The following is a 22,569-nucleotide window of genomic DNA, read 5'->3' as shown; positions in this document are numbered from 1 at the left end:
GCGGTTGAAGGCCGGGGCTTAGACGCCGAGCAGCAGGCGGGCCGGATCTTCCAGGGCTTCCTTCATGGCCACCAGGCCCAGCACGGCTTCGCGGCCGTCGATGATGCGGTGGTCGTAGGACATGGCCAGGTAGTTGATCGGGCGGACCACCACTTGACCGTTCTCGACCACGGCGCGGTCCTTGGTGGCGTGAATGCCGAGGATCGCGGACTGGGGCGGGTTGATGATCGGGGTGGACAGCATGGAACCGAACACGCCGCCGTTGGAGATGGAGAAGGTGCCGCCGGACAGCTCTTCGATGGTGAGCTTGCCGTCCTTGGCCTTGGCGCCGAACTCGGCGATCTTCTTCTCGATGTCGGCGATGGACATCTGGTCCGCATCACGCAGGATGGGCACCACCAGACCGCGGGGGGAGCCCACGGCGATACCGATGTCGATGTAGCCGTGATAGACGATGTCGTTGCCGTCCACCGAGGCGTTCAGGATCGGGTACTTCTGCAGGGCGGCCACGGCCGCCTTGACGAAGAAGCCCATGAAGCCCAGACGCACGCCGTGCGCCTTCTCGAACTTCTCGCCGTACTGCTTGCGCAGGGCCATCACGGGCGCCATGTTCACCTCGTTGAAGGTGGTCAGGATGGCGTTCTCGTTCTTGGACTGCAGCAGGCGCTCGGCGATGCGGGCGCGCAGGCGGGTCATCGGCACGCGTTGTTCCGGGCGGTCGCCCAGATTCACGGCCACCGGCGGGGTCGGCAGCACCGGCTTGACGGCGGCATTGACCACCGGGCCGGCGGCAGGCTTGGCCTGGGCGGCCAGGGCATCTTCCTTGGTGACGCGACCACCGCGGCCGCTGCCGGCCACGTCGCCGGCGGCGATGCCCTTTTCGTCCAGAATCTTGCGCGCGGCGGGCATGGCCACGCCAGCAGCGGCAGGCGCTGCAGCGGGGGCGGCCACCGCCGGAGCGGCCTTGGCGGCAGGGGCCTCGGCCTTGGCGGCGGGCGCAGCAGCACCGGCCTTGGCTTCGGTGTCGATCTGGGCGATCACTTCACCGGAAACGACGGTGTCGCCGTTGCCCTTGATCAGCTTCACGATCACGCCGGAGTCGGGAGCGGGCAGCTCGAGCACGACCTTGTCGGTTTCGATGTCGATCAGGTTCTCGTCGCGGGAGACCGCTTCGCCTTCCTTCTTGTGCCAGGAAACCAGGGTCGCTTCGGAAACGGATTCCGAGAGTTGCGGAACTTTGACGTCAATGATCATTTTATTCTCCGTGTCATCCCGTATGGGTGCTGTCGCTTCTTACTTGAGTTTGCCGAGAGCGGCGTCGATCACGGCCTTCTGCTGCTCGTTGTGCTTGGCCAGGTAGCCGACGGCGGGGGCCGCGGCAGCCGGGCGGGCAGCCAGGCACAGCGATTGGCCGGTCTGCAGGCCGCGCTCGAAGTGATGCAGGGTGGCGTACCAGGCCCCCTGGTTGGTCGGCTCTTCCTGGCACCACACCACTTCCTTGGCCTTCGGGTACTTCTTCAGCTCGGCCGCGTACTGGGCGTCGGGGAACGGGTAGAGCTGTTCCACGCGGATCAGGGCGATGTTGTTCAGCTTGCGCTCGCGGCGGGCGGCCAGCAGCTCGTAGTAGATCTTGCCGGAGCAGGCCACCACGCGGGTCACCTTCTTCGGGTCGATGCTGGCATCGGTTTCGCCGATCAGCGGCTGGAACTTGCCCTTGGACAGCTCGGCCAGGGTGGAAACGGCTTCCTTGTGGCGCAGCAGGGACTTGGGCGACATCACCACCAGCGGCTTGCGCTGCTTGCGCACCATCTGCCGACGCAGCAGGTGGAAGATCTGGGCCGGGTTGGAGGGCACGCAGACTTCCCAGTTCTGCTCGGCGGAGAGCTGCAGGTAGCGTTCCAGGCGGGCGGAGGAGTGCTCGGGGCCCTGACCTTCGTAGCCGTGAGGCAGGAGCATCACCAAGCCGCACAGGCGGCCCCATTTGGCTTCGCCGGAGCACAGGAACTGGTCGATCACCACCTGGGCGCCGTTGGCGAAGTCGCCGAACTGGCCTTCCCAGACCACCAGCTCGTTGGGCTCGGCGGTGGCGTAGCCGTATTCGAAGGCCAGCACGGCCTCTTCGGACAGCACCGAGTCGAAGCACTGGAAGTAGCCCTGCTTCTCTTGCAGGTGGGCCAGGGGCAGGTAGATGCCGGCGTCCCAGCGCTCCCGGTTCTGGTCGTGGAACACGGCATGGCGGTGGAAGAAGGTGCCGCGGCCGACGTCCTCGCCGGACAGACGCACGCCGAAGCCCTGGGCCAGCAGGGTGGCGTAGGCCAGGTTCTCGCCCATGCCCCAGTCCACCGGCAGCTTGCCTTCGCCCATGGAGCGGCGGTCTTCGACGATCTTCTGCACGCGGGAGTGCAGGGTGAAGTTGGCCGGGATGGTGGTGAGGGCCTTGGCCAGACGCTTGAGTTCGGTCTGGGGCACCGAGGTGTCGGCGTTTTCCAGGTACTTCTTGGTCTGGTACGGGGTCCAGTCGTTGGCGAACTCACGCTTGAAGTTGGCCAGCACCGGGTTGTGCACCAGGCGGCCGTCGTCCAGGGCGGCGCGGTAGTCCTTGATCATCTGGTCGGCCTGACCCTCGGCGATGACGCCCTGGGTCTGCAGCTTCTCGGCGTACAGCTTGCGGGTGCCGGGGTGCGCCTGAACCTTCTTGTACATCAGGGGCTGGGTCACCATCGGCTCGTCCTGCTCGTTGTGGCCGAGCTTGCGGAAGCAGATGATGTCGATGACCACGTCCTTCTTGAATTCCTGACGGAATTCCAGGGCCAGCTGGGTCACCAGGGCCACGGCTTCGGGGTCGTCGCCATTGACGTGGAAGATGGGGGATTCGACCATCTTGAACACGTCGGTGCAGTACAGGGAGGAGCGCAGGTCGCGGGGATCGGAGGTGGTAAAGCCGATCTGGTTGTTCACGATGATGTGCACCGTGCCGCCCGTGCCGTAACCGCGGGTCTGGGAGAAGTTGAGCATCTCCTGGTTCACGCCCTGGCCGGCCACGGCGGCATCGCCGTGAATCAGCACCGGCACGACCTTGGCCTTGCCTTCGGCGCCGCGGCGGCGCTGGCGGGCATAGACGGAGCCCTCGACCACCGGGTTCACGATTTCCAGGTGGGACGGGTTGAAGGCCAGGGTCAGGTGGACCGGGCCGCCCGGGGTGCCCACGTCGGACGAGAAGCCGTTGTGGTACTTCACGTCGCCGGAGGAGAGATCGGAGGCCTTCTTGCCTTCGAACTCGGCGAAGAGCATGGAAGGAGCCTTGCCCAGGGTGTTCACCAGCACGTTGAGGCGGCCGCGGTGGGCCATGCCGATGACGATTTCCTCGACACCCTTGGAACCACCCACGTTGAGCAGCTCGTCCATGGCCACGATCAGGCTGTCGCCGCCTTCCAGGGAGAAGCGCTTCTGGCCGACGTAGCGGGTGTGCAGATAGCGTTCCAGGGTCTCGGCCGCGGTCAGGCGCTCCAGGAAGCGCTTCTTGTCCTCGGCGGAATACTTGCCCTTGCCGCGGATCGGCTCCAGACGCGCCTGAATCCAGCGCTTTTCCTGGGTGGCGGTGAGGTGCATATACTCGACGCCGACGGAGGAGCAGTAGGTCTCCTTGGCCGCATCGAGAATGTCCTTCAGGGTGGCCTGGTCGCCCACGGCGGCGAAGGAGCCGCTGTTGAAGGTCTGGTTCAGGTCGCCCTCGGTGAAGCCGTGGTAGGCCGGCTCCAATTCCGGGGTTTCGGGACGGTCGTGGCGCTTGAGCGGATCGAGCTGGGCCCAGCGGTTGCCGAGGAAGCGGTAGGCGTTGATCAGCTGCAGCGCGGCAACCTGCTTCTTGTCGTCCGCCTGGGCGGTCGCAGGGCGCTGGTAGCTCTGCTTGGCCAGTTCGGCGAAGGCGGCCACCACCGGCGCGTGGGGCACGTCGCGGGTGGCGAACCCGGGCATCTGCACCAGCTTGTCGAAGTAGTCGCGCCACTCGTCGGGCACGGAACCCGGATTCTCCAGGTAGTTTTCGTAGAGTTCCTCAACGAACGGCGCGTTGCCGCCGAAGAGGTAGGAATTGCCAAACATCTCCATCATCATGGCGATCACCTTGGTGTGCGTCTGTCTTGCTTGAGTGTTGCTTACCTGTCCCGGACATCCATCCTCGCGGCGACACGCCACGGGGGATACTGGGCAGTATGTTGTGAAAAAGGGGCGACGGGCGCCCCTTTCCCTTTACTTATGCACGCTTGTCCAGCGGCACGACGTCGCGCTTGGCGGCGCCGACGTACAGTTGGCGCGGCCGGCCGATCTTGTACTCGGGGTCCGTGATCATCTCTTCCCACTGGGTCATCCAGCCCACGGTGCGGGCCAGGGCGAAGATGCAGGTGAACATGGAGGTCGGGATGCCGAGGGCCTTCTGCACGATGCCGGAGTAGAAGTCCACGTTCGGGTAGAGCTTCTTCTCGACGAAGTACGGATCTTCCAGGGCGATCTTTTCCAGTTCCATGGCCAGCTTGAACAGGCGGTCGTTCTCCAGGCCGAGTTCCTTCAGAACATCGTTGCACACCTTGCGCATCAGCTTGGCGCGCGGGTCGAAGTTCTTGTACACGCGGTGACCGAAGCCCATCAGCTTGAAGGAGTCGTTCTTGTCCTTGGCGCGGGCGATGAACTCGGGCACGCGGGACACGTCACCGATCTCTTCCAGCATGTTCAGGCAGGCCTCGTTGGCGCCACCGTGGGCCGGGCCCCACAGGCAGGCGATGCCGGCGGCGATACAGGCGAAGGGGTTGGCGCCGGAGGAGCCGGCCAGACGCACCGTGGAGGTGGAGGCGTTCTGCTCGTGGTCGGCGTGCAGGGTGAAGATGATGTCCAGGGCGCGGACCAGCACGGGGTTCGGCTTGTACTCTTCGCAGGGGGTGCCGAACATCATGTGCATGAAGTTGGCGGTGTACCCCAGGTCGTTGCGCGGGTACATGAAAGGCTGCCCGGTGTTGTACTTGTACGCCATGGCCACGATGGTGGGCAGCTTGGCGATCAGGCGGTTGAAGCTGATGTTGCGGTGCTCGGCGTCGGAGAAGTCCGCAGCGTCGTGGTAGAAGGCGGACAGGGCACCGACCACGCCGACCATCACGGCCATCGGGTGGGCGTCGCGGCGGAAGCCGCTGTAGAACTTGGCCAGTTGCTCGTGCACCATCGTGTGCTGCTTGATGGTCTCTTCGAAGGATTCTTTTTGCTTCTTGTTGGGCAGTTCGCCGTTCTTCAGCAGGTAGGCGACTTCCAGGAAGTTGCACTGCTCGGCCAGTTGCTCGATGGGAAAGCCACGGTACAGCAGTTCGCCCTTGTCACCGTCGATGTAGGTGATCGTGGACTTGCAGCTGGCGGTGGAAAGGAAACCGGAGTCGTAGGTGAACAGCCCGGTTTTGCCACCGAGGGTGCGAATGTCGATCGTGTCGTTGCCGTGGGTCGGCGACATGATGGGGAATTCGACCGGGTCCTTGCCTTCGATCGTGAGAATAGCCTTGCGTTCGCTCATGTTTCTGTCCCTGTTAGGAAGTCTGCACTGCACCCTGCGAAGGAGCCAGCGCCTTGCCTAGGCGCGGCGCCGGCCTCTTCCGCCTGATCCCTACTTGCGCAACATGGCCAGTACTTCGGCCTCTTGCGGTGTTGCCGGCTCCAGGGTGCCGTTGATCAGCCCCCAGAGCTCGTGATCGTCCATGTCTGCCAGCTCCACGAACACCTGGACCTGCTCGTCGTTCAGGCTGGAGAACTTCTCGTCGAGAAATTTTTCCAGCGTGATATCCACTTCGAGCAGGCCCCGGCGCACGCAACGCCAGCGCAGGCGATTCAGTTCCTCTTGCGTAAGACTCACGGAATTCGTCCGATCAGACCGCGCGGCGAACCATCATGTCCTTGATCTTGCCGATGGCCTTGGTCGGGTTGAGACCCTTCGGGCAGACATCGACGCAGTTCATGATGGAGTGGCAACGGAACAGGCGGTACGGGTCTTCGAGGTTGTCGAGACGCTCGTTGGTCGCCTGGTCGCGGGTATCGGCCAGGAAGCGGTAGGCCGCCAGCAGGCCGGCGGGACCGACGAACTTGTCCGGGTTCCACCAGAAGGACGGGCAGGAGGTCGAGCAGCAGGCGCACAGGATGCACTCGTACAGCCCGTTGAGCTCTTCCCGGTCTTCGGGGGATTGCAGCCGCTCGCGTTCCGGTGCCGGATCGTTGTTGATCAGGTACGGCTTGATCGAGTGGTACTGCTTGAAGAACTGGGTCATGTCCACGATCAGGTCGCGCACCACCGGCAGGCCCGGCAGCGGACGCAGCACGATCGGCTGGGCCAGGCTGTCCATGTCGGTCAGGCAGGCCAGGCCGTTCTTGCCGTTGATGTTCATGGCGTCGGACCCGCACACGCCTTCGCGGCAGGAGCGGCGGAATGCCAGGGAATCATCCTTGGCCTTCAGCTTGACCATGGCGTCCAGCAGCTTGCGGTCGGTGGGCTCCAGCTCGACCGAAATATCCTGCATGTACGGCTTGTCGTCCTTGTCCGGATCGTAGCGGTAGATAGAAAACTTCACGGTAGCCATTTATCTGGAACTCCTTAGTAGGCGCGCTTCTTCAGGGCGATCGTCTCGACCGTCAGGGGCTTCATGTTCACCGGCTTGTAGTCGAGACGGTTGCCGTCGCGGAACCACAGGGTGTGCTTGAGCCATTCCTGGTCGTTGCGGCCATCGGGATGCTCGGGAGTATCCACCGCATCGTCGCGCACGTGGGCGCCACGGGATTCGGTACGGCCGTTGGCGGACACCATGGTGGCCTTGGCCACTTCGATGAGGTTCTCCAGCTCCAGCGCTTCGGTGCGGGCGGTGTTCCAGACCTGGGACTTGTCCTTGATCTCGGTGCGCTTCACGCGCTCTTCGACCTGGGAAATCATCTCCACGCCCTCGGCCAGCAGGTTCTTGAAGCGGAACACGCCGGCGTGGCCCTGCATGGTGCGCTGCATGGCCAGACGGACTTCATGCACGTTCTCGCCGGACTTCTGGCCGTCGAGGCGGGCGATACGGGCCAGGGACAGGTCGGCGGCGTCCTTGGGCAGCTCGCGGTGCGAGGCGGGCATGGCCTTGATGTCGTCGACCATGGTCTCGCCGGAGGACTTGCCGAACACCAGCAGGTCGAGCAGGGAGTTGGTGCCGAGGCGGTTGGCGCCGTGCACCGAGGCGCAGGCGCATTCGCCGGCGGCGTAGAAGCCCGTCACGGGGACGTTATAGTCGCCGCCCTGGGGGATCACGACGCGACCGGAGTAGTTGGTGGGGATACCGCCCATCTGGTAGTGACAGGTCGGCACCACCGGGATCGGGGTCTTGATCGGATCCACGCCGGCGAACTGGATGGCGATTTCACGAATGCCAGGCAGGCGCTTCATGATGGTGGCCGGTTCCAGGTGAGTGATGTCGAGCAGCACGTAGTCCTTGTTGGGACCACAGCCGCGGCCTTCCTTGATCTCGGTGGCCATGGCGCGGGACACCACGTCGCGGGACGCCAGGTCCTTGGCGTTCGGGGCGTAGCGTTCCATGAAGCGCTCGCCGGAGGAGTTACGCAGGATGCCGCCTTCGCCGCGCACCCCTTCGGTGATCAGCACGCCGGCACCGGCCACGCCGGTCGGGTGGAACTGCCAGAACTCCATGTCCTCGAGCGGGATGCCGGCGCGGGCCGCCATGCCGAGGCCGTCACCGGTGTTGATGAAGGCGTTGGTGGAGCTGTGGAAGATGCGGCCGGCGCCGCCGGTGGCGAACAGGGTGGCCTTGGCGTGGAAGATGTGGATCTCGCCGGTTTCCATCTCCATAGCGGTCACGCCCAGCACGGTGCCGTCCACGTCGCGGATCAGGTCCAGGGCCATCCATTCCACGAAGAACTGGGTGTTGGCCTTGACGTTGCGCTGATACATGGCGTGCAGCATGGCGTGACCGGTACGGTCGGCCGCGGCACAGGAACGGCGCACGGGGCGCTCGCCGAAGTTGGACATGTGGCCACCGAAGGGGCGCTGGTAGATCTTGCCGTTGTCCAGACGGTCGAAGGGCATGCCGTAGTGTTCGAGCTCGACCACCACTTCATTGGCCTTGCGGCACATGAATTCGATGGCGTCCTGGTCGCCCAGCCAGTCCGACCCCTTGACGGTGTCGTACATGTGCCAGTGCCAGTGATCTTCCTCGGAGTTGCCGAGGGAGGCGGCCACGCCGCCCTGGGCGGCCACAGTGTGGGAACGGGTCGGGAAGACCTTGGACAGCACGGCGGTCTTGAGACCGGCTTCGGACAGCTGGATGGCGGCGCGCAGACCGGCGCCGCCGGCGCCGACGATCACCGCATCGTACTTATGAACGGGAATATTCACTTACAGTCTCCACAGAATCTGGGCGGCCCAGCCGGCATAGCCAACCAGGGCGGCGATCACGACAACCATCAGGCCGAGGCGCAGGCCGGTGGGCTTGATGTAGTCCATGAAGATGTCGCGCACGCCGATCCAGGCGTGGTAGAAGAGGGAAAGCAGCGCCAGGAAGGTGGCGAATTTCATGAAGCCGGAGGCGAACAGGCCGTGCCAGGCTTCATAGGTGCTGCCGCCGTTGGCGACGACCGCCGCCAGCAGGATGACGGTGTAGACGGCCATGATGACCGCGGTGGCGCGCTGGGCGATCCAGTCACGCAGGCCGTAGCCGGCCCCGACAACAATACGATTTACCACAGCAGCAGCCCCCCCAGGATGACCGTCGCCAGCAGGCTGACGGCAAAGGAAATCTTGGCGGTCATGCGGGCGGCTTCTTTTTCGATGCCGATATGACCGTCGAGCAGCAGGTAACGGATACCGGCGCAGAAGTGATGGCAGTAGGCCCACAGCAGGCCGAGCAGGATGACCTTGACAACGATGTTGCCGGCCAGCCCCTTCACCATGGCGAAGGACTCGGGCGAAGCCAGGCTGCTCTGGAGCAGCCACAGCAGCACCGGCAGGAACAGGAACAGGCCTGCGCCGCTGACGCGGTGGAGAATCGACAGGACAGCCGGCAAAGGCTGCTTGATCGTCAGGAGGTCCAAGTTCTTTGGACGTTTCTTCTTCATGGTGAGCTCAGCCATGTATCTTCATCCCTCAAACTAAGTGCGGCCGAATCTTGAAGCCCCGGAACATCCGGCACTTCCGGGTCAGACCGCCCGACCCGCTTACTGCGCTACTGCTACTTCTTGTTGCAGACTCCCCGCTGAAACAGCGGACCCCGCCCGCCCCTTCCGGGCCGGGCAAGCTGAAAATTATATCCTTCCCCGAAAACCTCTGTCCTGACGGCTAGCCATCGCACCCGTTCAGCTCAGTTCATTGAGGTAGACGTGCTTCTGGGTCGAGTAGAAACCGCGCCGCCATTCCACCGGCTTGTTGCCATAGGTATAGGTAACGCGCTCGACCAGCAGCAAGGGGCTGCCCTCCGGCACCTGGAGCCGCTCCGCCACGCCGCGCTCGGCGGCGACGGCGCGAATGCGCTCCTCGGCGCGCAGCATGCGCACGCCGTAGCGGGACTCGAACAGGCTGTAGAGGGATTTGTCGCTGGACTTGAGTACGTCCAGGGTAAGATCGGGGAACAGTTCGCCCGGCAGATAAATTTCATCCACCACCACCGGCTCGCCCTCGAAGCGCAGCAAGCGGTGCACGATGGTGACCGGCGCGCCATGCTCCAGGTCGAGCACCCGGGCGGCGTCGACGCCGGCCTTGACGCGGATGCAGTCGAGAGGCTCGCTGTCGTGGGGCTGCAAGCCACCGTCGATGGGCACCAGGCGAAGGAAACGGAAGAAGGCGCGAGGATCGGCGTGGGTGGCAACAAAAGTGCCCTTGCCCTGGCGCCGGATCAGGAGGTTTTCGGCGGCCATCTCGTCGATGGCCTTGCGCACGGTCCCCTGGCTGACATTGAAGCGGGCCGCCAGTTCGGTTTCACTGGGGATGGCATCGCCCGGCTGCCATTCTCCGGCCTCCAGGCTCTTCATCATCAGCTCCTTGATCTGCCGGTAGAGCGGCGAGAAGGTCGGAGACGCGGTGGGCGTACGATTCATGGGCGGGTATTTGAACATAAATTGTCGGGAACGTCTATTCTAAAACTTTATTCTTACATCTTATATAAGACATATGATAGGTCATTGACTTATCAGCACTTAATTCCTAATATCCCCCTGCTCACGAACCCCGACCGCCCATGGGTCGACGGGCGACGCCAGGAAGGGCACAATTGCCCTCCCCCATGCCCCGCCCGCGCCCACAGCAACACGCCTGCCGGCCAGGGATGCAGCAATCGCCACGCAGCATTTTTTTATAGACAGCCTTAACAGGAGTCGCACCATGTCCAAAGCCCCCGTTCGCGTCGCCGTCACTGGCGCCGCCGGCCAGATCGGCTACAGCCTGCTGTTCCGCATCGCCAGCGGCGAAATGCTCGGTAAGGACCAACCCGTCATTCTTCAACTCCTCGACCTGCCCCAGGCCCAGAAGGCCGTCCAGGGCGTGATCATGGAACTGGAAGACTGTGCCTTCCCGCTGCTCGCCGGTGTGGTCGCCACCGACGATCCGAACGTGGCCTTCAAGGACGCCGACTACTGCCTGCTGGTGGGCGCTCGCCCCCGCGGCCCCGGCATGGAGCGCGCCGATCTGCTGACCGCCAACGGTGCCATCTTCACCGTCCAGGGCAAGGCCATCGCCGAGAACGCCAACGAGAACGTGAAGGTCCTGGTGGTGGGCAACCCCTGCAACACCAACGCCTACATCGCCCGCGCCGCCGCCATCAAGGTCGGCCGCACCAACCCGAACAACTACCACGGCATGCTGCGCCTGGACCACAACCGCGCCCTGTCCCAGCTGTCCGCCAAGACCGGCCGCCCGGTGTCCTCCTTCAAGCAGATGGTGGTCTGGGGCAACCACTCCCCCACCATGTACGCCGACTACCGTTTCGCCACCTCCAACGGCGATAACGTCAAGGCCCTGGTGAACGACGCTGTCTGGAACAACGACGTGTTCCTGCCCACCGTCGGCAAGCGCGGCGCCGCCATCATCGACGCCCGCGGCCTGTCCTCCGCCGCCTCCGCCGCCAACGCCGCCATCGACCACATGCACGACTGGGCCCTCGGCTCCGAAGACTGGGTCACCATGGGCGTACCCGCTCCCGCCGGCAACAGCTACGGCATCCCCGAAGGCGTGGTGTTCGGCTTCCCCTGCGAGTGCAAGGGCGGTTCCTTCAAGGTCATCGACGGCCTGGAAATCGACGCCTACTCCAAGGAAAAGATCCAGAAGACCCTCGACGAGCTCGAAGGCGAGCGCGCCGCCGTGGCCGACATGCTCAAGTAAGACTGCCTGTCGCCGCATGAAAAGCCGCCGGTTTTCCGGCGGCTTTTTTGTTGTCGGCCGTACCAGGCAGCAGCCACGCCGAGCGTACAATGCCGCCTCGCCCCGGCCCCACCGATCCGACCTCCCACCAGCGGAGACCGCCATGCCCCTCGCCCGCCGCATCGTTTCCCTTGCCTGCCTCACCATGCTCCTGCTGGCGCCGCCCGCCATCGCCGGGACGGCCGAGCCGAATGTGCAGCCTGGGTTATGGGAATTCAACGTCGAGATGACCATGCCCGGCGCTCCAGGCCACCTGCCGGCCCAGACCTTTCAGCGCTGCCTGAGCGCCAAGGACATCGCCGAGCATCGGCACCTCGCACCTGGCGACGCAAAGAATCCCTGCAAGGTGAGCAACGCCCGCAACGGCGCCGGCACTTTTTCTTACGACATGGCGTGCACCAGCGGCGGCCAGGCCATGGCCGGCTCAGCCTCTGGCACGTTCAGTGCCGACCGGTTCGAGCTGGAAAGCCGCATGCGCTTCACCCCGGCCATCCAGGGCATGGGCGAGATCCAGCAGCACCTGAGCGGCCGCCGCCTGGGCGGTTGCTGAACATAGCCGCAGACCGATGCGCCTGACCATCCTCCACCAGGACGAGCACCTGGTCGCCATCGACAAACCCCCCGGCCTGCTCACCCACCGCAGCTTCCTCGATTTCCACGAGACCCGCTTCGCCGTCCAATTGCTGCGCGACCAGCTCGGCCGCAAGGTCTGGCCGGTGCACCGCCTGGACAAAGGCACCTCGGGGATCCTGCTGTTCGCTTTCTCCCCCGAGGACTGCCGCGCCCTGGGCGAGGCCTTCGCCCGCCAGGACGCGGAAAAGACCTACTTGGCGGTGGTGCGCGGCCATCCGGAGGAATCCGGCGAAATCGACCATCCCCTCAGTCGCCAGGACGACGGCGACGACGGCCCGCCCGAACTGGGGCGCAACGCCGAGCACGGCCAGGCCGCCAGCGCCAGCCAGGACGCCGTCACCCGCTATCGGCGGCTGGCAGCCATCGAGCTGCCCATCGCGGTGGACCGCTACCCCACCAGCCGTTACGCCCTGGTGGCCCTCGCCCCTCTCACCGGTCGGCGGCACCAGCTGCGCCGGCACATGAAGCACATCGCCCACCCGATCATCGGCGATTCCCGCTACGGCAAAGGCCGACACAACCGCATGATCCAGGAACACTTCGGCGCCCACCGCCTGCTCCTGCACTGCGTCGAAACCCGCTTCATCCACCCATTCAGCGGCCATCCCCTGGTCCTGCGCGCCCCCCTTTCCGGCGATTTTGCCGCCCTGGTGGCACGCTGGGGCTGGAACGACGCCCTGCCCGAAGCCTGGCACCCTCCCCGCACCGAGGGCTGACGCCGCTGCAACTTCCCCACCGCCGGCGACGTCTTAGGGTTTTTGGGAAGGCACTCGGCGCCCTGGGCCGATGCGCTTCCGCAGCCCTGGGAGGAAGAGCATGTTCTGGCGCAACCGACTACCCGACTTCGTCCAACGCCTGGCCCGCCATGACCTGCCGCTGGCCATCGCGCTCTGGGACGGCACCCGCTTCGCCCTGGGCAGCAATCCGGCCGTCACCCTGCACATCCGCGACAGCACCGGCCTGACCCGCCTGCTGCGCCCCAGCCTGGACCGGCTGGGGGAAGCCTACGTGGAAGGCCACATCGACGTGGAAGGTCCGCTGCACGCCCTGATCGACGGCGCCACCCGGCTCGCCAGCCACGCCCTCGCCCCCCGCGGCCGCTACGGCCGCATCCACCATGCGGTGCGCCACTCGCGCAAGGTGGATGCGGACTCCATCGCCTACCACTACGATGTCTCCAACGATTTCTACCGGCTCTGGCTGGACCGGGAAATGGTCTATTCCTGCGGGTATTTCACCGCCCCCGACGACACCCTGGAAGCGGCCCAGATCGCCAAGCTCGACCACATCCTGACCAAGATCCGCCTGCGCCCCGGCGACCGCCTGCTGGACGTAGGCTGCGGCTGGGGCGCCCTGGTGCTGCGGGCGGTGCAGAAGTATGGCGCCAAGGCGGTGGGCATCACCCTGTCCCAGCACCAGTACGAACTGGCCCGGGAGCGCATCGCCCAGGCCGGCGTGGCCGACCGCTGCGAAGTGATTCTCACCGACTACCGGGACGTGGCGGGCAAGTTCGACCGCATCACCAGCGTCGGCATGTTCGAGCACGTAGGGCTGAAAAACCTGCGCGGCTACTTCGGTACCCTGCGCAAGCTGCTCAACGACGACGGCGTGGTGCTCAACCACGGCATCACCTCCACCGACCCGGGCTCCGGTGAAACCCCCTGGGGCGGCGGCCGCTTCATCGACCGCTACGTTTTTCCCAATGGCGAGCTGCCCCACATTTCCCTGGCCCTGCGCGAGCTTGAGGCGGCGGGACTGGAAGCGGCCGACGTGGAAAACCTGCGCCGTCACTATGCCCTCACCCTGGATCACTGGACCCGGCGCTTCGAGGCCAACGGCGAGGAAATCCGCCGCCTCGCCGGGGAAAAGCGCTACCGCATCTGGCGCGTCTACCTGGCCGGCTGCGCCCACGGCTTCCGCCACGGCTGGATGGCCATCCACCAGATTCTGGCCACCCCCTACGGCCACCCCAGCCCCCTGCCCCTGACCCGCCGCTGGATGTACGAAGGCTGAGGCGCCCCAAAACAAACGGAGCATCGATACACGATGCTCCGTTTTGTTTTACCGCAACGGCGGACGTGCCGCCTGGCGGTTAGGACGCTGCCAGCGCCGGCTTATCGCTGCCGCCGCTTGCGGCGCCGCCCGTTGTCTCTGAGGCATTGCCGCCGCTACCCGACCCACTGCCATTGCCCGACAGCAGGGCCAGTTTGGCGGTGAGGAAATCGTCCAGCCCCTTGTGTACCAGATCGTAGGTTTTCATGATGCCGCTCTCGACATCGCCGTTGAACACCCCCAGCCCCTTGAGCAGATCCCGGGCTTCGCCGAAGCCCTTCTCGAAGCCGCCCCGGATCAGGTCTACGAAATCGCGTGCCAGGGTTTCCGGGTCCTGGTTGGGATGCTTGGCGGCGTAGGCGTCGAAAAAGGCAGTGGACAGGCTGACGATGCGCCCCGCCGTGGCCTCCGGCGAGTTGTCCTGGCTCATGGCGGCCTGTACCGCATCGGGCCCCAGGTCCGGTGCCAGTACGCTGTTGATCTTGTCGATGGCGGCGCTGAACAGGGCGGCCTGGGAATTGTCGCCGGCCTGGATCGATACTTCCAGGGAGGCTTTCAGGATCTGCACGTTCAACTGACTGCGCGCGCCGGCGCCCGGGGATTGGGCCGGCGCGGTGGATGCGCCCGATGCTGCACTGGTATTGCCGTTACCCGTCTGGGAAGCCTGAGGAATCGCAGCAGCACCATTGCCGGCGAGGGAGGAAATCGTCATGGCATTCTCCTTTGTCATGAGACCCAACGCGGGCCGTTTCCTATATATCGGTATTTATTGAAAAAACTTGAGCCAAATCCTTCTTGGCCTTTCCAGCCGCCACACCGACGCCACGCCCAGACTCGCCTACGCAGTGGTTGCGCAAAAATTAGTGAACGCCGTATAATTTTTTACGTCGTTCAAAATTTTCAGCCGCCATGCGCCCCGAACCTTCACCCCAAGCCCCCTCCCTCGTCGACACGCCCTCGGCCGACGGCCGCCGTTCCCGCAAGCGCCAACAGACCGCCGAACACTTGGTCCGGGTTGCCTTCGAACTGTTCGCCAGCCACGGCTACGACCAGGTGACCATGGAACAGATCGCCGCCACCGCCGACGTGGCCAAGGGCACCCTGTACAACCATTTCCCGGTCAAGGAGGCCCTGGTCAAGGCCCGCATGCACGCGGACCTGGCCCGGGAGCTTCCGACCCTGCTCGCCGCCCTGCCCGCGGACCTGGGAGCCCGCACCCGGTTGCGCCGGTTCCTGCACCTTTCCGCCGATTACTCGGAGCGGGGGCGCGACTACCTGCCCCACTACATCCACTACCGCCTCAGCCAGCCCATCGCCGAGATCCGCCCGGAGGATCGCAGCGGCATGAACCAGATCTTTGCCCGCTTCATCGCCGACGGTCAGGCCCGGGGCGAAATTCGCAGCGACGTATCGCCTGAGCAGTTGGGCCATACCCTCCAGTTCATGTACCTCTGCGCCCTGCTGCGCTGGCTGCAGATTCCCGGGATCGACCTCAAGGCCACCCTGGATGCCATGGTGGATTTGATTTTCGACGGCTGCGCCGGGGACGTCCGCTCATGAACGCCGCCCCTGCCCTATCCCCCATCGCCGCGCTGATGGATCTTGCCGCCGCCGCGGAGGCCCCGGTCGCCCAGGTCGGCGGCAAGGGACGGCAACTCGGCCAGCTCCTGCAACTGGGCCTGCCGGTGCCCGGCGGCTTCGTCATCACGGCCCCAGCTCTTGCTGACGCCTTCACCGGCGCGCCCCGCGACGCCACCCGCCCGCCGCCGCTCCCCGACGCCCTGCTGGCCGTCCTGGATGCCGAACTGCGCAAGCGGGGCTGGGAAGGGACGCCCCTGGCGGTGCGCTCCTCGGCCCCCCAGGAAGATTCGCAAAAGGCGTCCTTCGCCGGCATCCACCGCAGCGAGTTGAACGTGATCGGCGCCCCGGCCCTGGCCCGGGCCGTCGCCGCCGTCTGGTCGTCCCTGTGGACCGCCCATGCCGCCGCCTACCGGCAACGGCTGGGCATCGCCGATGCGGATGCCGCCATGGCGGTCGTGGTGATGCCCCTTGTCCCGGCCCGGCTTTCTGGCGTCGCCTTCACCTGCGACCCGCGAAGCGGCCGGGACGACCGCTACGTGATCAACGCGGTGAGCGGCCTCGGCGAGGCCCTGGTGGGCGGTAGCGAGAACGGCGAGACGATCGTCCTCGAAGAGCGGCGCGACGACGATGCCTTCATCCTCGTCGAACGCCAGCCCGCCCGGCAGAACGTCCGCGTCGTCCCGGCCCCCGGAGGCGGCACCCGGCACGAGACGCTGCCGCCGGAGAGCAGCGATACCGCCCCCCTGCTGGACGATACCCACGCCGTCGAACTGGCCCGCTTGCTGCGCGATGCTGCTCAGGCCCTGGATTACGCCGATCCCTGTTTCGACATCGAGTGGGTGTGGGACGGCGAGCGCTTCCACCTCGCCCAGGCCCGCCCAGTCACCGCCCGGCCCTGGCACTGCTACCCGGAGTTGGCCGGGCAGCCGGCCATCTGGACCAACGGCAACAGCCGCGACGTGGCGCCCCTGCCCATGAACGCCATGGACTGGTTCCACTGGCGCGGCATGGTGGACACCATGCTCGAACAAGGCCATCGCCTCGCCGGCTTTCCCCTGCTGGCGGGCGCGCGGCGCTTCGCCCTCCTCGACGGCCGGCTCTATATCAATGCCGCCCTGGTGCAGTGGGAAGGCTATGCCGGCTTCGGCATCACGCCCAAGCAGATGAACGGCCTGATGGGCGGCCACCAGCCCGAAATCACGGTGCCGCCCGCCACCTGGGTGCGGCGGCTGGCCTGGGTCCGTCACACCCTGCGCTACCTGGTGGGCGCCCGGGCGCTGCGCCGGCAGGGCAAGGCCGAGGCCGCCCAGGCCTTCGCCGATGCCCGCCGCTGGCGCCAGGACGACCTGGCCGGTCTGGCCGATGCCACCCTGGCCGGACGGCTCGCGGCCAACCGCGCCTATTTCCGCAACCGCATCGGCATGGCCTTCCTGCAAGGGTCCGGCGGCGCCAACCTGTACCAGTTGGTGAATCTGGTGGAAACGCAATTGCCCGGCGAAGGCCACGCCCTCGTGGCGGCGGTAATGGCCGGCGGGCCGCCCAGCGTCAGCGCCCAGCAGGGCTACGACCTCGCCGCCCTCGCCAGTGCGGCCCGGGCCGAGCCCGCCGCCCGGGACTGGCTCCGCCAGGGCGCCCCCTGGGACCTGGCCCGGCTGCCCGCCGACAGCCCCTTCCGCCGGGGCTTTGCCGACTTCCTCGACCGCTACGGCCACCGGGGCATTTACGAAAGCTATCTGCGCAACCCCCGTTTCCGCGAAAGTCCGGACTACCTGCTCGATACGGTGGCCGGCCTGGTGGATGCGGACCTGGGCGCCATCGCGCGCCGGCGCGATGAAGCGGCCCGGACGGCCTGGTCCCGGCTCCAGCGCGGGCTTCCCTGGGCAAAACGGCTCGCGGCCCGGGTGCTGGTGGGCATTGCCCGCAACGAAATCGGCGACCGGGAACGGGCCCGCAGCGCCTTCATCGCCTGCGCCGAAGTCAGTCGCCGCCTGCTGCTCGAAGCCGGCCGGCGACTGGCGCAGCGGGGCACGCTGCATTCCCGGGAGGAAGTCTTCGACCTCACCCATCACGAGTTGGACGACGCCCTGAAGGGCCGCATCGGCGCCCAGGCCCTGGCCCCCCGGGTGGCGGCCCGGCGGCGGCGCCTGGCCGAGTGGGAAGCGCAGACGCCACCGGAAGTGATCCTCAGCAGCGCCGCCGAAGCCCGCCCCCAACCTCCCGCCGAACCCGCCGTGGGCAATGCCGGGGCGGATTGCTGGACCGGCGTCGCGGTGGGCTGCGGTACCGCCACGGGGGCGGCCCGCCTGATTCACCGCCCGGAAGACGGCATCCATCTCGCCCCGGGCGAAATCCTCGTCGCCCCCTCCACCGACCCGGCCTGGACCCCGCTCTTTCTCAAGGCCGGTGGCCTGGTGATGGAAACCGGCGGCTACCTTTCCCACGGCGCCATCGTCGCCCGGGAGTTCGGCATCCCGGCGGTGGTCAACCTGCCCGGCATCCTGGCCGCCCTCGCTTCGGGTGAAACGGTGGAGGTGGACGGCAGCCGCGGCACCGTGCGCCGCAGCGCGCCGGCGCCAACGGAATCCGCGCCTTGAGCGAAACACCCCCGGGGGGCACCGGTATCATGACGCCATGGATACCCGCCTGCGTCCCCCAGCCCCCGCCCTGGCCGGCCTCATCCAGAACCTGCTGGTCACCACCCTGCCCGCCGGCCCCTATGCCAAGCCGGCCAGCATCCACGCCATCTTCCTGCTGGTGCTGCGCGGCAGCATCCGCCTCGACCTGCCGGACGGCCCCGTACCCATGCCCACCCTATGCCTGTGCGGCGGGACCGGCACACCCCGCTTCGCCGCAGCCGCTCCCGGCACCCGGGTGCTGATGGCGGCAGTGCGCCCGGGCGGGCTCCGCTGCCTGCTGGGCATACCCAACGATACGGTCTGCGAGGGCTTGTTCGCCCTGGAAGAACTGGCGCCCCGGGCCGAGGTGGCGGCCCTGGCCGAATCCCTGGCGGCGGCGCCGGATGAGGATACCCAGTTGGCCCAGTTCGAGAATTTTCTCGTGCGCCGCAGCCGCAGCATCGCCGCGCCGGGCCCGGACTTGGCGCTGCCGGCCGATTGGCACGCCCGTCCCGTGGCAGCGCTGGCGGAGCAGCACGGCATCGGGGTGCGCCAGTTCGAGCGGCGTTTTCTCGCCAGCTTCGGCCAACCCTGGCGCAAGGTGCGGCAGCAACTGCGTTGCAGTTCCCTGATCACCCGCTTGCTCGACACCCCCGCCCTGGCCGGGGCGCGCCATTCCCTGGACTGGGCCGGCCTGGCCGCCGAGGCGGGCTATACCGACCAGGCCCATTTGAGCCGGGACATGCGCCACTTCACCGGCTACTCCCCGGGGGAATGGCAGCGCCGCTGCGCCGAGCGCGATCCGGCCCTATGGCCCTACCTGTTCTCACGCCGGCAGATCGTGGATTTTTTCGGCAGCGCCGGCTTCTAGGCTGCGCTCCGGCCCACCGCGCCGAGCAGAAAGCCGGGGCGTAGCCAGGCCCAGCATCCCCGTGTCGTTTCGCTACAAGACGCCCAGGCGAGGCCGGCGCTAGAGTCCGGCGCATCCTTCAAACCGCCCGAGGCCGCCATGCCCGAACTCACCGACCGCATTCCCCTCGCCTCCCGCCTCCACGGCGAACAGGCCGCCTACTCTTACCGGGATTCCTTCACCCTGCCGGTGCGCCGGGGCGATCTGGATGCCGAGGGCCTGATGGCCCTGTTCTTCGCCACGGTGCCGCCCTGGCTGTCGCGCCTGACGGCACTGCGCAACGTCCTGGTGCGCCCTTTCGGCCTGAAGACCGGCACCGGGCCGATGCTGCCCATCGCACCTCCCTTCACGGTGGGGCAGCGGATCGGCCTGTTCCGCCTGCTGGCCCTGGACGGCCGGGAAGCGGTGCTCGGCGACGACGACCGGCACCTGAATTTCCGCATCTCCCTGCTGCTCGACGACAACGGCGGCGATGGCGGCACGCCGGCCCTGAGCGCCTCGACCCTGGTGCGTCCCCACAACCGGCTGGGCCGGATCTACCTGGCCCTGGTGCTTCCCATCCACCGCCTGGCGGTACCCGCCGTGACCCGGCGCATGGCGATGCTGATCGACCGGGCGCCTTGAATCACGACCGGCTGCGACTCTTGCCCGGCCAGCCTCCAGAAAAAAAAACGGCCCCGCCTTGTGGGCGGAGCCGTTCCCTCCTCGCTACTTCCTTTGGTTTTATTTCTGCATCGTTACCCGTGGATCAGAGGGTAACGGTGTCGGCCACGTCGCGGAATTCAGCGATCTGGTCGAAATTCATGTACCGGTAGATGTCGGCGGCCTTCTGGTTGACCACGTTCACCTGCTCCATGTACTCGGCCACGCTCGGTATCTTGCCAAGCAGGGCGCAGACGGCCGCCAGTTCGGCGGAACCCAGGTAGACCCGGGTGTCGATGCCCAGCCGGTTCGGGAAGTTCCGGGTGGAGGTGGACATGGCGGTGGAACCCTTGCGGATCTGCGCCTGGTTGCCCATGCACAGGGAGCAGCCGGGCATTTCCATGCGGGCGCCGGACTTGCCGAGGACCGAGTAGTAGCCTTCCTCGTTGAGGATCATGGCGTCCATCTTGGTCGGCGGGGCGATCCACAGGCGGGTCGGGATGTCGGACTTGCCGTCCAGCACCTTGCCCGCGGCGCGGAAGTGGCCGATGTTGGTCATGCAGGAGCCGATAAACACTTCGTCGATCTTGTCGCCAGCGACTTCGGACAGCAGCTTCACGTCGTCCGGGTCGTTCGGGCAGGCGACGATGGGCTCGTTGATGTCGGCCAGGTCGATCTCGATCACGGCAGCGTATTCGGCATCGGCATCGCCCTTGAGCAGCTCGCCCTTGGCGATCCACTCTTCCATGGCCTTGATGCGGCGCTTCAGGGTGCGGGCATCCTGGTAGCCGTTGGCGATCATCCACTTCATCAAGGTGATGTTCGAGTTCATGTACTCGACGATCGGTTCCTTGTTGAGGTGCACCGTGCAGCCGGCGGCGGAGCGTTCGGCGGAGGCGTCGGTCAGTTCGAAGGCCTGTTCCACCTTCAGGTCGGGCAGACCTTCGATTTCCAGGATGCGGCCGGAGAAGATGTTCTTCTTGCCCTTCTTCTCGACGGTCAGCAGGCCCTGCTGGATCGCGTAGTAAGGGATCGCATGGACCAGGTCACGCAGGGTGATGCCCGGTTGCAGCTTGCCCTTGAAGCGCACCAGCACCGACTCCGGCATGTCCAGCGGCATCACGCCGGTGGCGGCGGCGAAGGCCACCAGGCCGGAGCCGGCCGGGAACGAGATGCCGATCGGGAAGCGGGTGTGCGAGTCGCCGCCGGTACCAACGGTATCGGGCAGCAGCATGCGGTTCAGCCAGCTGTGGATGATGCCGTCGCCCGGGCGCAGCGACACGCCGCCACGGGTCATGATGAAGTCGGGCAGGGTGTGGTGGGTCTTGACGTCGATCGGCTTCGGATAGGCCGCGGTGTGGCAGAAGGACTGCATCACCAGGTCGGCGGAGAAGCCGAGGCAGGCGAGGTCCTTCAGTTCGTCGCGGGTCATCGGGCCGGTGGTGTCCTGGGAACCGACGGTGGTCATCTTCGGTTCGCAGTAGGTGCCCGGGCGGATGCCCTGGCCTTCCGGCAGGCCGCAGGCACGGCCGACCATCTTCTGCGCCAGGGAGAAGCCCTTGCCGGAATCGGCCGGGTTCTGGGGCAGGCGGAACAGGGCGGAGGGGGCCAGGCCCAGGGCCTCACGGGCCTTGGCGGTGAGGCCGCGACCGATGATCAGGGGGATGCGGCCGCCGGCGCGCACTTCGTCCAGAATCACCAGAGTCTTGAGCTGGGATTCGGCGATCACGGCACCGTTCTTGAGGGCGGTGACCTTGCCGTTGGCGTGGTCGACCTTCAGTTCGATCTCGTCGCCCATGTCCATCTGGCCGGCGTCGATTTCGATCGGCAGGGCGCCGGCGTCTTCCATGGTGTTGAAGAAGATCGGGGCGATCTTGGAACCCAGGCACACGCCGCCGAAGCGCTTGTTCGGCACGAAGGGGATGTCTTCGCCGGTGAACCACAGCACCGAGTTGGTGGCGGACTTGCGGGAGGAGCCGGTACCGACCACGTCGCCCACGTAGGCGACCAGATTGCCCTTGGCGCGCAGTTCCTCAAGGAACTTGACCGGGCCGCGCACGCCGGCTTCTTCCGGGGTGATGCCCGGGCGCGGGTTCTTCAGCATGGCCAGGGCGTGCAGCGGGATGTCGGGGCGGGACCAGGCGTCAGGTGCCGGGGACAGGTCGTCGGTGTTGGTTTCGCCGGTGACCTTGAAAACGGTGAGCTTCTGGGAAGCGGGGACTTCGGGACGGGAGGTGAACCATTCGCCGTCGGCCCAGGATTGCAGCACGGCCTTGGCGTTGGCGTTGCCGCCCTTGGCCAGCTCGGCCGCATCGTGGAAGTAGTCGAACACCAGCAGGGTCTTCTTCAGGCCCTCGGCCGCCACGCCGCCCACTTCGGCATCGCCGAGCAGGTCGATCAGGGGCTTGATGTTGAAGCCGCCGAGCATGGTGCCCAGCAGTTCGGTAGCTTTGGCGCGGGGGATCAGGCCACAGGACTCTTCACCTTTGGCGACCTTGGAGAGGAAGGCGGCCTTGACCTTGGCGGCGTCGTCCACGCCGGCCGGCACGCGGTGGGTGATCAGATCGACCAGCGCCTGCTCTTCGCCCTTGGGCGGATTCTTCAGCAACGCGATCAGCTCTTCGGTCTGCTTCGCCGTCAGCGGCAGGGGCGGAATGCCAAGCGCAGCGCGCTCGGCCACGTGGGCACGATAGGTTTCCAGCACGGCTCAATCCTCACAC

19 protein-coding genes are annotated in these 22,569 nt (G+C 66.3%); 8 read left to right on the top strand and 11 right to left on the bottom strand.

Annotation, left to right across the window (positions count from 1 at the left end; all coding sequences use genetic code 11):
- Positions 1–18 precede the first annotated feature (18 nt).
- The 9 genes from odhB to V7Z98_RS14640 form a co-directional block, all read right to left on the bottom strand.
- Entirely contained in the window at positions 19–1,254 is a 1,236-nt protein-coding gene (gene odhB / locus V7Z98_RS14680; protein ID WP_293262406.1) for a 2-oxoglutarate dehydrogenase complex dihydrolipoyllysine-residue succinyltransferase, read from the bottom strand.
- A gap of 39 nt (positions 1,255–1,293) precedes the next feature.
- Entirely contained in the window at positions 1,294–4,113 is a 2,820-nt protein-coding gene (locus V7Z98_RS14675) for a 2-oxoglutarate dehydrogenase E1 component (RefSeq protein ID WP_334158798.1), read from the bottom strand.
- Positions 4,114–4,252: 139 nt separating this feature from the next.
- Positions 4,253–5,548, bottom strand: coding sequence for a citrate synthase (gene gltA, locus V7Z98_RS14670; RefSeq protein WP_293262400.1), 1,296 nt, complete (start codon positions 5,546–5,548; stop codon positions 4,253–4,255).
- Positions 5,549–5,638: 90 nt separating this feature from the next.
- Positions 5,639–5,884, bottom strand: coding sequence for an FAD assembly factor SdhE (locus V7Z98_RS14665; protein WP_293262397.1), 246 nt, complete (start codon positions 5,882–5,884; stop codon positions 5,639–5,641).
- A gap of 13 nt (positions 5,885–5,897) precedes the next feature.
- On the bottom strand, positions 5,898–6,602 hold the full coding sequence (locus tag V7Z98_RS14660; protein WP_334158796.1) for a succinate dehydrogenase iron-sulfur subunit: 705 nt from the start codon (positions 6,600–6,602) through the stop codon (positions 5,898–5,900).
- Positions 6,603–6,616: 14 nt separating this feature from the next.
- The gene (sdhA, locus tag V7Z98_RS14655) at positions 6,617–8,404 is read right to left on the bottom strand and encodes a succinate dehydrogenase flavoprotein subunit (RefSeq protein ID WP_334158795.1); all 1,788 of its coding nucleotides are present in this window, start codon (positions 8,402–8,404) and stop codon (positions 6,617–6,619) included.
- Positions 8,405–8,752, bottom strand: coding sequence for a succinate dehydrogenase, hydrophobic membrane anchor protein (sdhD, locus tag V7Z98_RS14650; RefSeq protein ID WP_293262388.1), 348 nt, complete (start codon positions 8,750–8,752; stop codon positions 8,405–8,407). It lies immediately after the preceding gene.
- A complete protein-coding gene (gene sdhC / locus V7Z98_RS14645) occupies positions 8,746–9,138 on the bottom strand; it encodes a succinate dehydrogenase, cytochrome b556 subunit (protein ID WP_293262385.1) in 393 nt (130 codons plus the stop codon). The genes sdhD and sdhC overlap by 7 nt, the downstream gene beginning before the upstream one ends.
- 222 nt (positions 9,139–9,360) lie before the next feature.
- On the bottom strand, positions 9,361–10,098 hold the full coding sequence (locus V7Z98_RS14640; RefSeq protein ID WP_293262382.1) for a GntR family transcriptional regulator: 738 nt from the start codon (positions 10,096–10,098) through the stop codon (positions 9,361–9,363).
- Positions 10,099–10,381: 283 nt separating this feature from the next.
- Between V7Z98_RS14640 and V7Z98_RS14635 the strand changes: the two genes are divergently transcribed.
- From V7Z98_RS14635 to V7Z98_RS14620, 4 genes are all read left to right on the top strand, one after another.
- Positions 10,382–11,377, top strand: a complete 996-nt coding sequence (locus V7Z98_RS14635) for a malate dehydrogenase (protein WP_293262379.1) — start codon at positions 10,382–10,384, stop codon at positions 11,375–11,377.
- A 142-nt stretch (positions 11,378–11,519) separates the two neighbouring features.
- Positions 11,520–11,966 (top strand): DUF3617 domain-containing protein, encoded by a 447-nt coding sequence (locus V7Z98_RS14630; RefSeq protein WP_293262376.1) that lies wholly within the window; start codon positions 11,520–11,522, stop codon positions 11,964–11,966.
- A 16-nt stretch (positions 11,967–11,982) separates the two neighbouring features.
- Positions 11,983–12,765, top strand: coding sequence for a pseudouridine synthase (locus tag V7Z98_RS14625; RefSeq protein ID WP_334158793.1), 783 nt, complete (start codon positions 11,983–11,985; stop codon positions 12,763–12,765).
- A gap of 100 nt (positions 12,766–12,865) precedes the next feature.
- A complete protein-coding gene (locus V7Z98_RS14620; RefSeq protein ID WP_293262370.1) occupies positions 12,866–14,062 on the top strand; it encodes an SAM-dependent methyltransferase in 1,197 nt (398 codons plus the stop codon).
- A 79-nt stretch (positions 14,063–14,141) separates the two neighbouring features.
- Here V7Z98_RS14620 and V7Z98_RS14615 read toward each other — a convergent pair whose 3' ends face one another.
- Positions 14,142–14,813 (bottom strand): DUF5610 domain-containing protein, encoded by a 672-nt coding sequence (locus V7Z98_RS14615; RefSeq protein WP_334158792.1) that lies wholly within the window; start codon positions 14,811–14,813, stop codon positions 14,142–14,144.
- A gap of 197 nt (positions 14,814–15,010) precedes the next feature.
- Between V7Z98_RS14615 and V7Z98_RS14610 the strand changes: the two genes are divergently transcribed.
- The 4 genes from V7Z98_RS14610 (at position 15,011) to V7Z98_RS14595 (ending at position 19,831) form a co-directional block, all read left to right on the top strand.
- Entirely contained in the window at positions 15,011–15,661 is a 651-nt protein-coding gene (locus V7Z98_RS14610; RefSeq protein ID WP_334158791.1) for a TetR/AcrR family transcriptional regulator, read from the top strand.
- A complete protein-coding gene (locus tag V7Z98_RS14605; protein ID WP_334158789.1) occupies positions 15,658–18,276 on the top strand; it encodes a PEP/pyruvate-binding domain-containing protein in 2,619 nt (872 codons plus the stop codon). Before V7Z98_RS14610 ends, V7Z98_RS14605 begins: the two co-directional genes overlap by 4 nt.
- Positions 18,277–18,313: 37 nt before the next feature.
- The gene (locus V7Z98_RS14600) at positions 18,314–19,168 is read left to right on the top strand and encodes a helix-turn-helix domain-containing protein (protein WP_334158788.1); all 855 of its coding nucleotides are present in this window, start codon (positions 18,314–18,316) and stop codon (positions 19,166–19,168) included.
- 138 nt (positions 19,169–19,306) lie between these two features.
- Positions 19,307–19,831, top strand: a complete 525-nt coding sequence (locus V7Z98_RS14595; RefSeq protein ID WP_334158787.1) for a DUF2867 domain-containing protein — start codon at positions 19,307–19,309, stop codon at positions 19,829–19,831.
- A gap of 124 nt (positions 19,832–19,955) precedes the next feature.
- Here the strand turns inward: V7Z98_RS14595 and acnB are convergent, their stop codons facing one another.
- Positions 19,956–22,553 carry a bifunctional aconitate hydratase 2/2-methylisocitrate dehydratase gene (acnB, locus tag V7Z98_RS14590; protein ID WP_334158786.1) on the bottom strand — a complete coding sequence of 866 codons (2,598 nt, stop codon included), beginning with the start codon at positions 22,551–22,553 and terminating at the stop codon, positions 19,956–19,958.
- Positions 22,554–22,569: the final 16 nt, after the last annotated feature.

Source organism: Oryzomicrobium sp. (genome assembly GCF_036820405.1).
Lineage (GTDB): Bacteria > Pseudomonadota > Gammaproteobacteria > Burkholderiales > Rhodocyclaceae > Oryzomicrobium.
The sequence above is the reverse complement of the archived record's forward strand: the minus strand, read 5'-3'. Positions and strand labels throughout refer to the sequence as shown.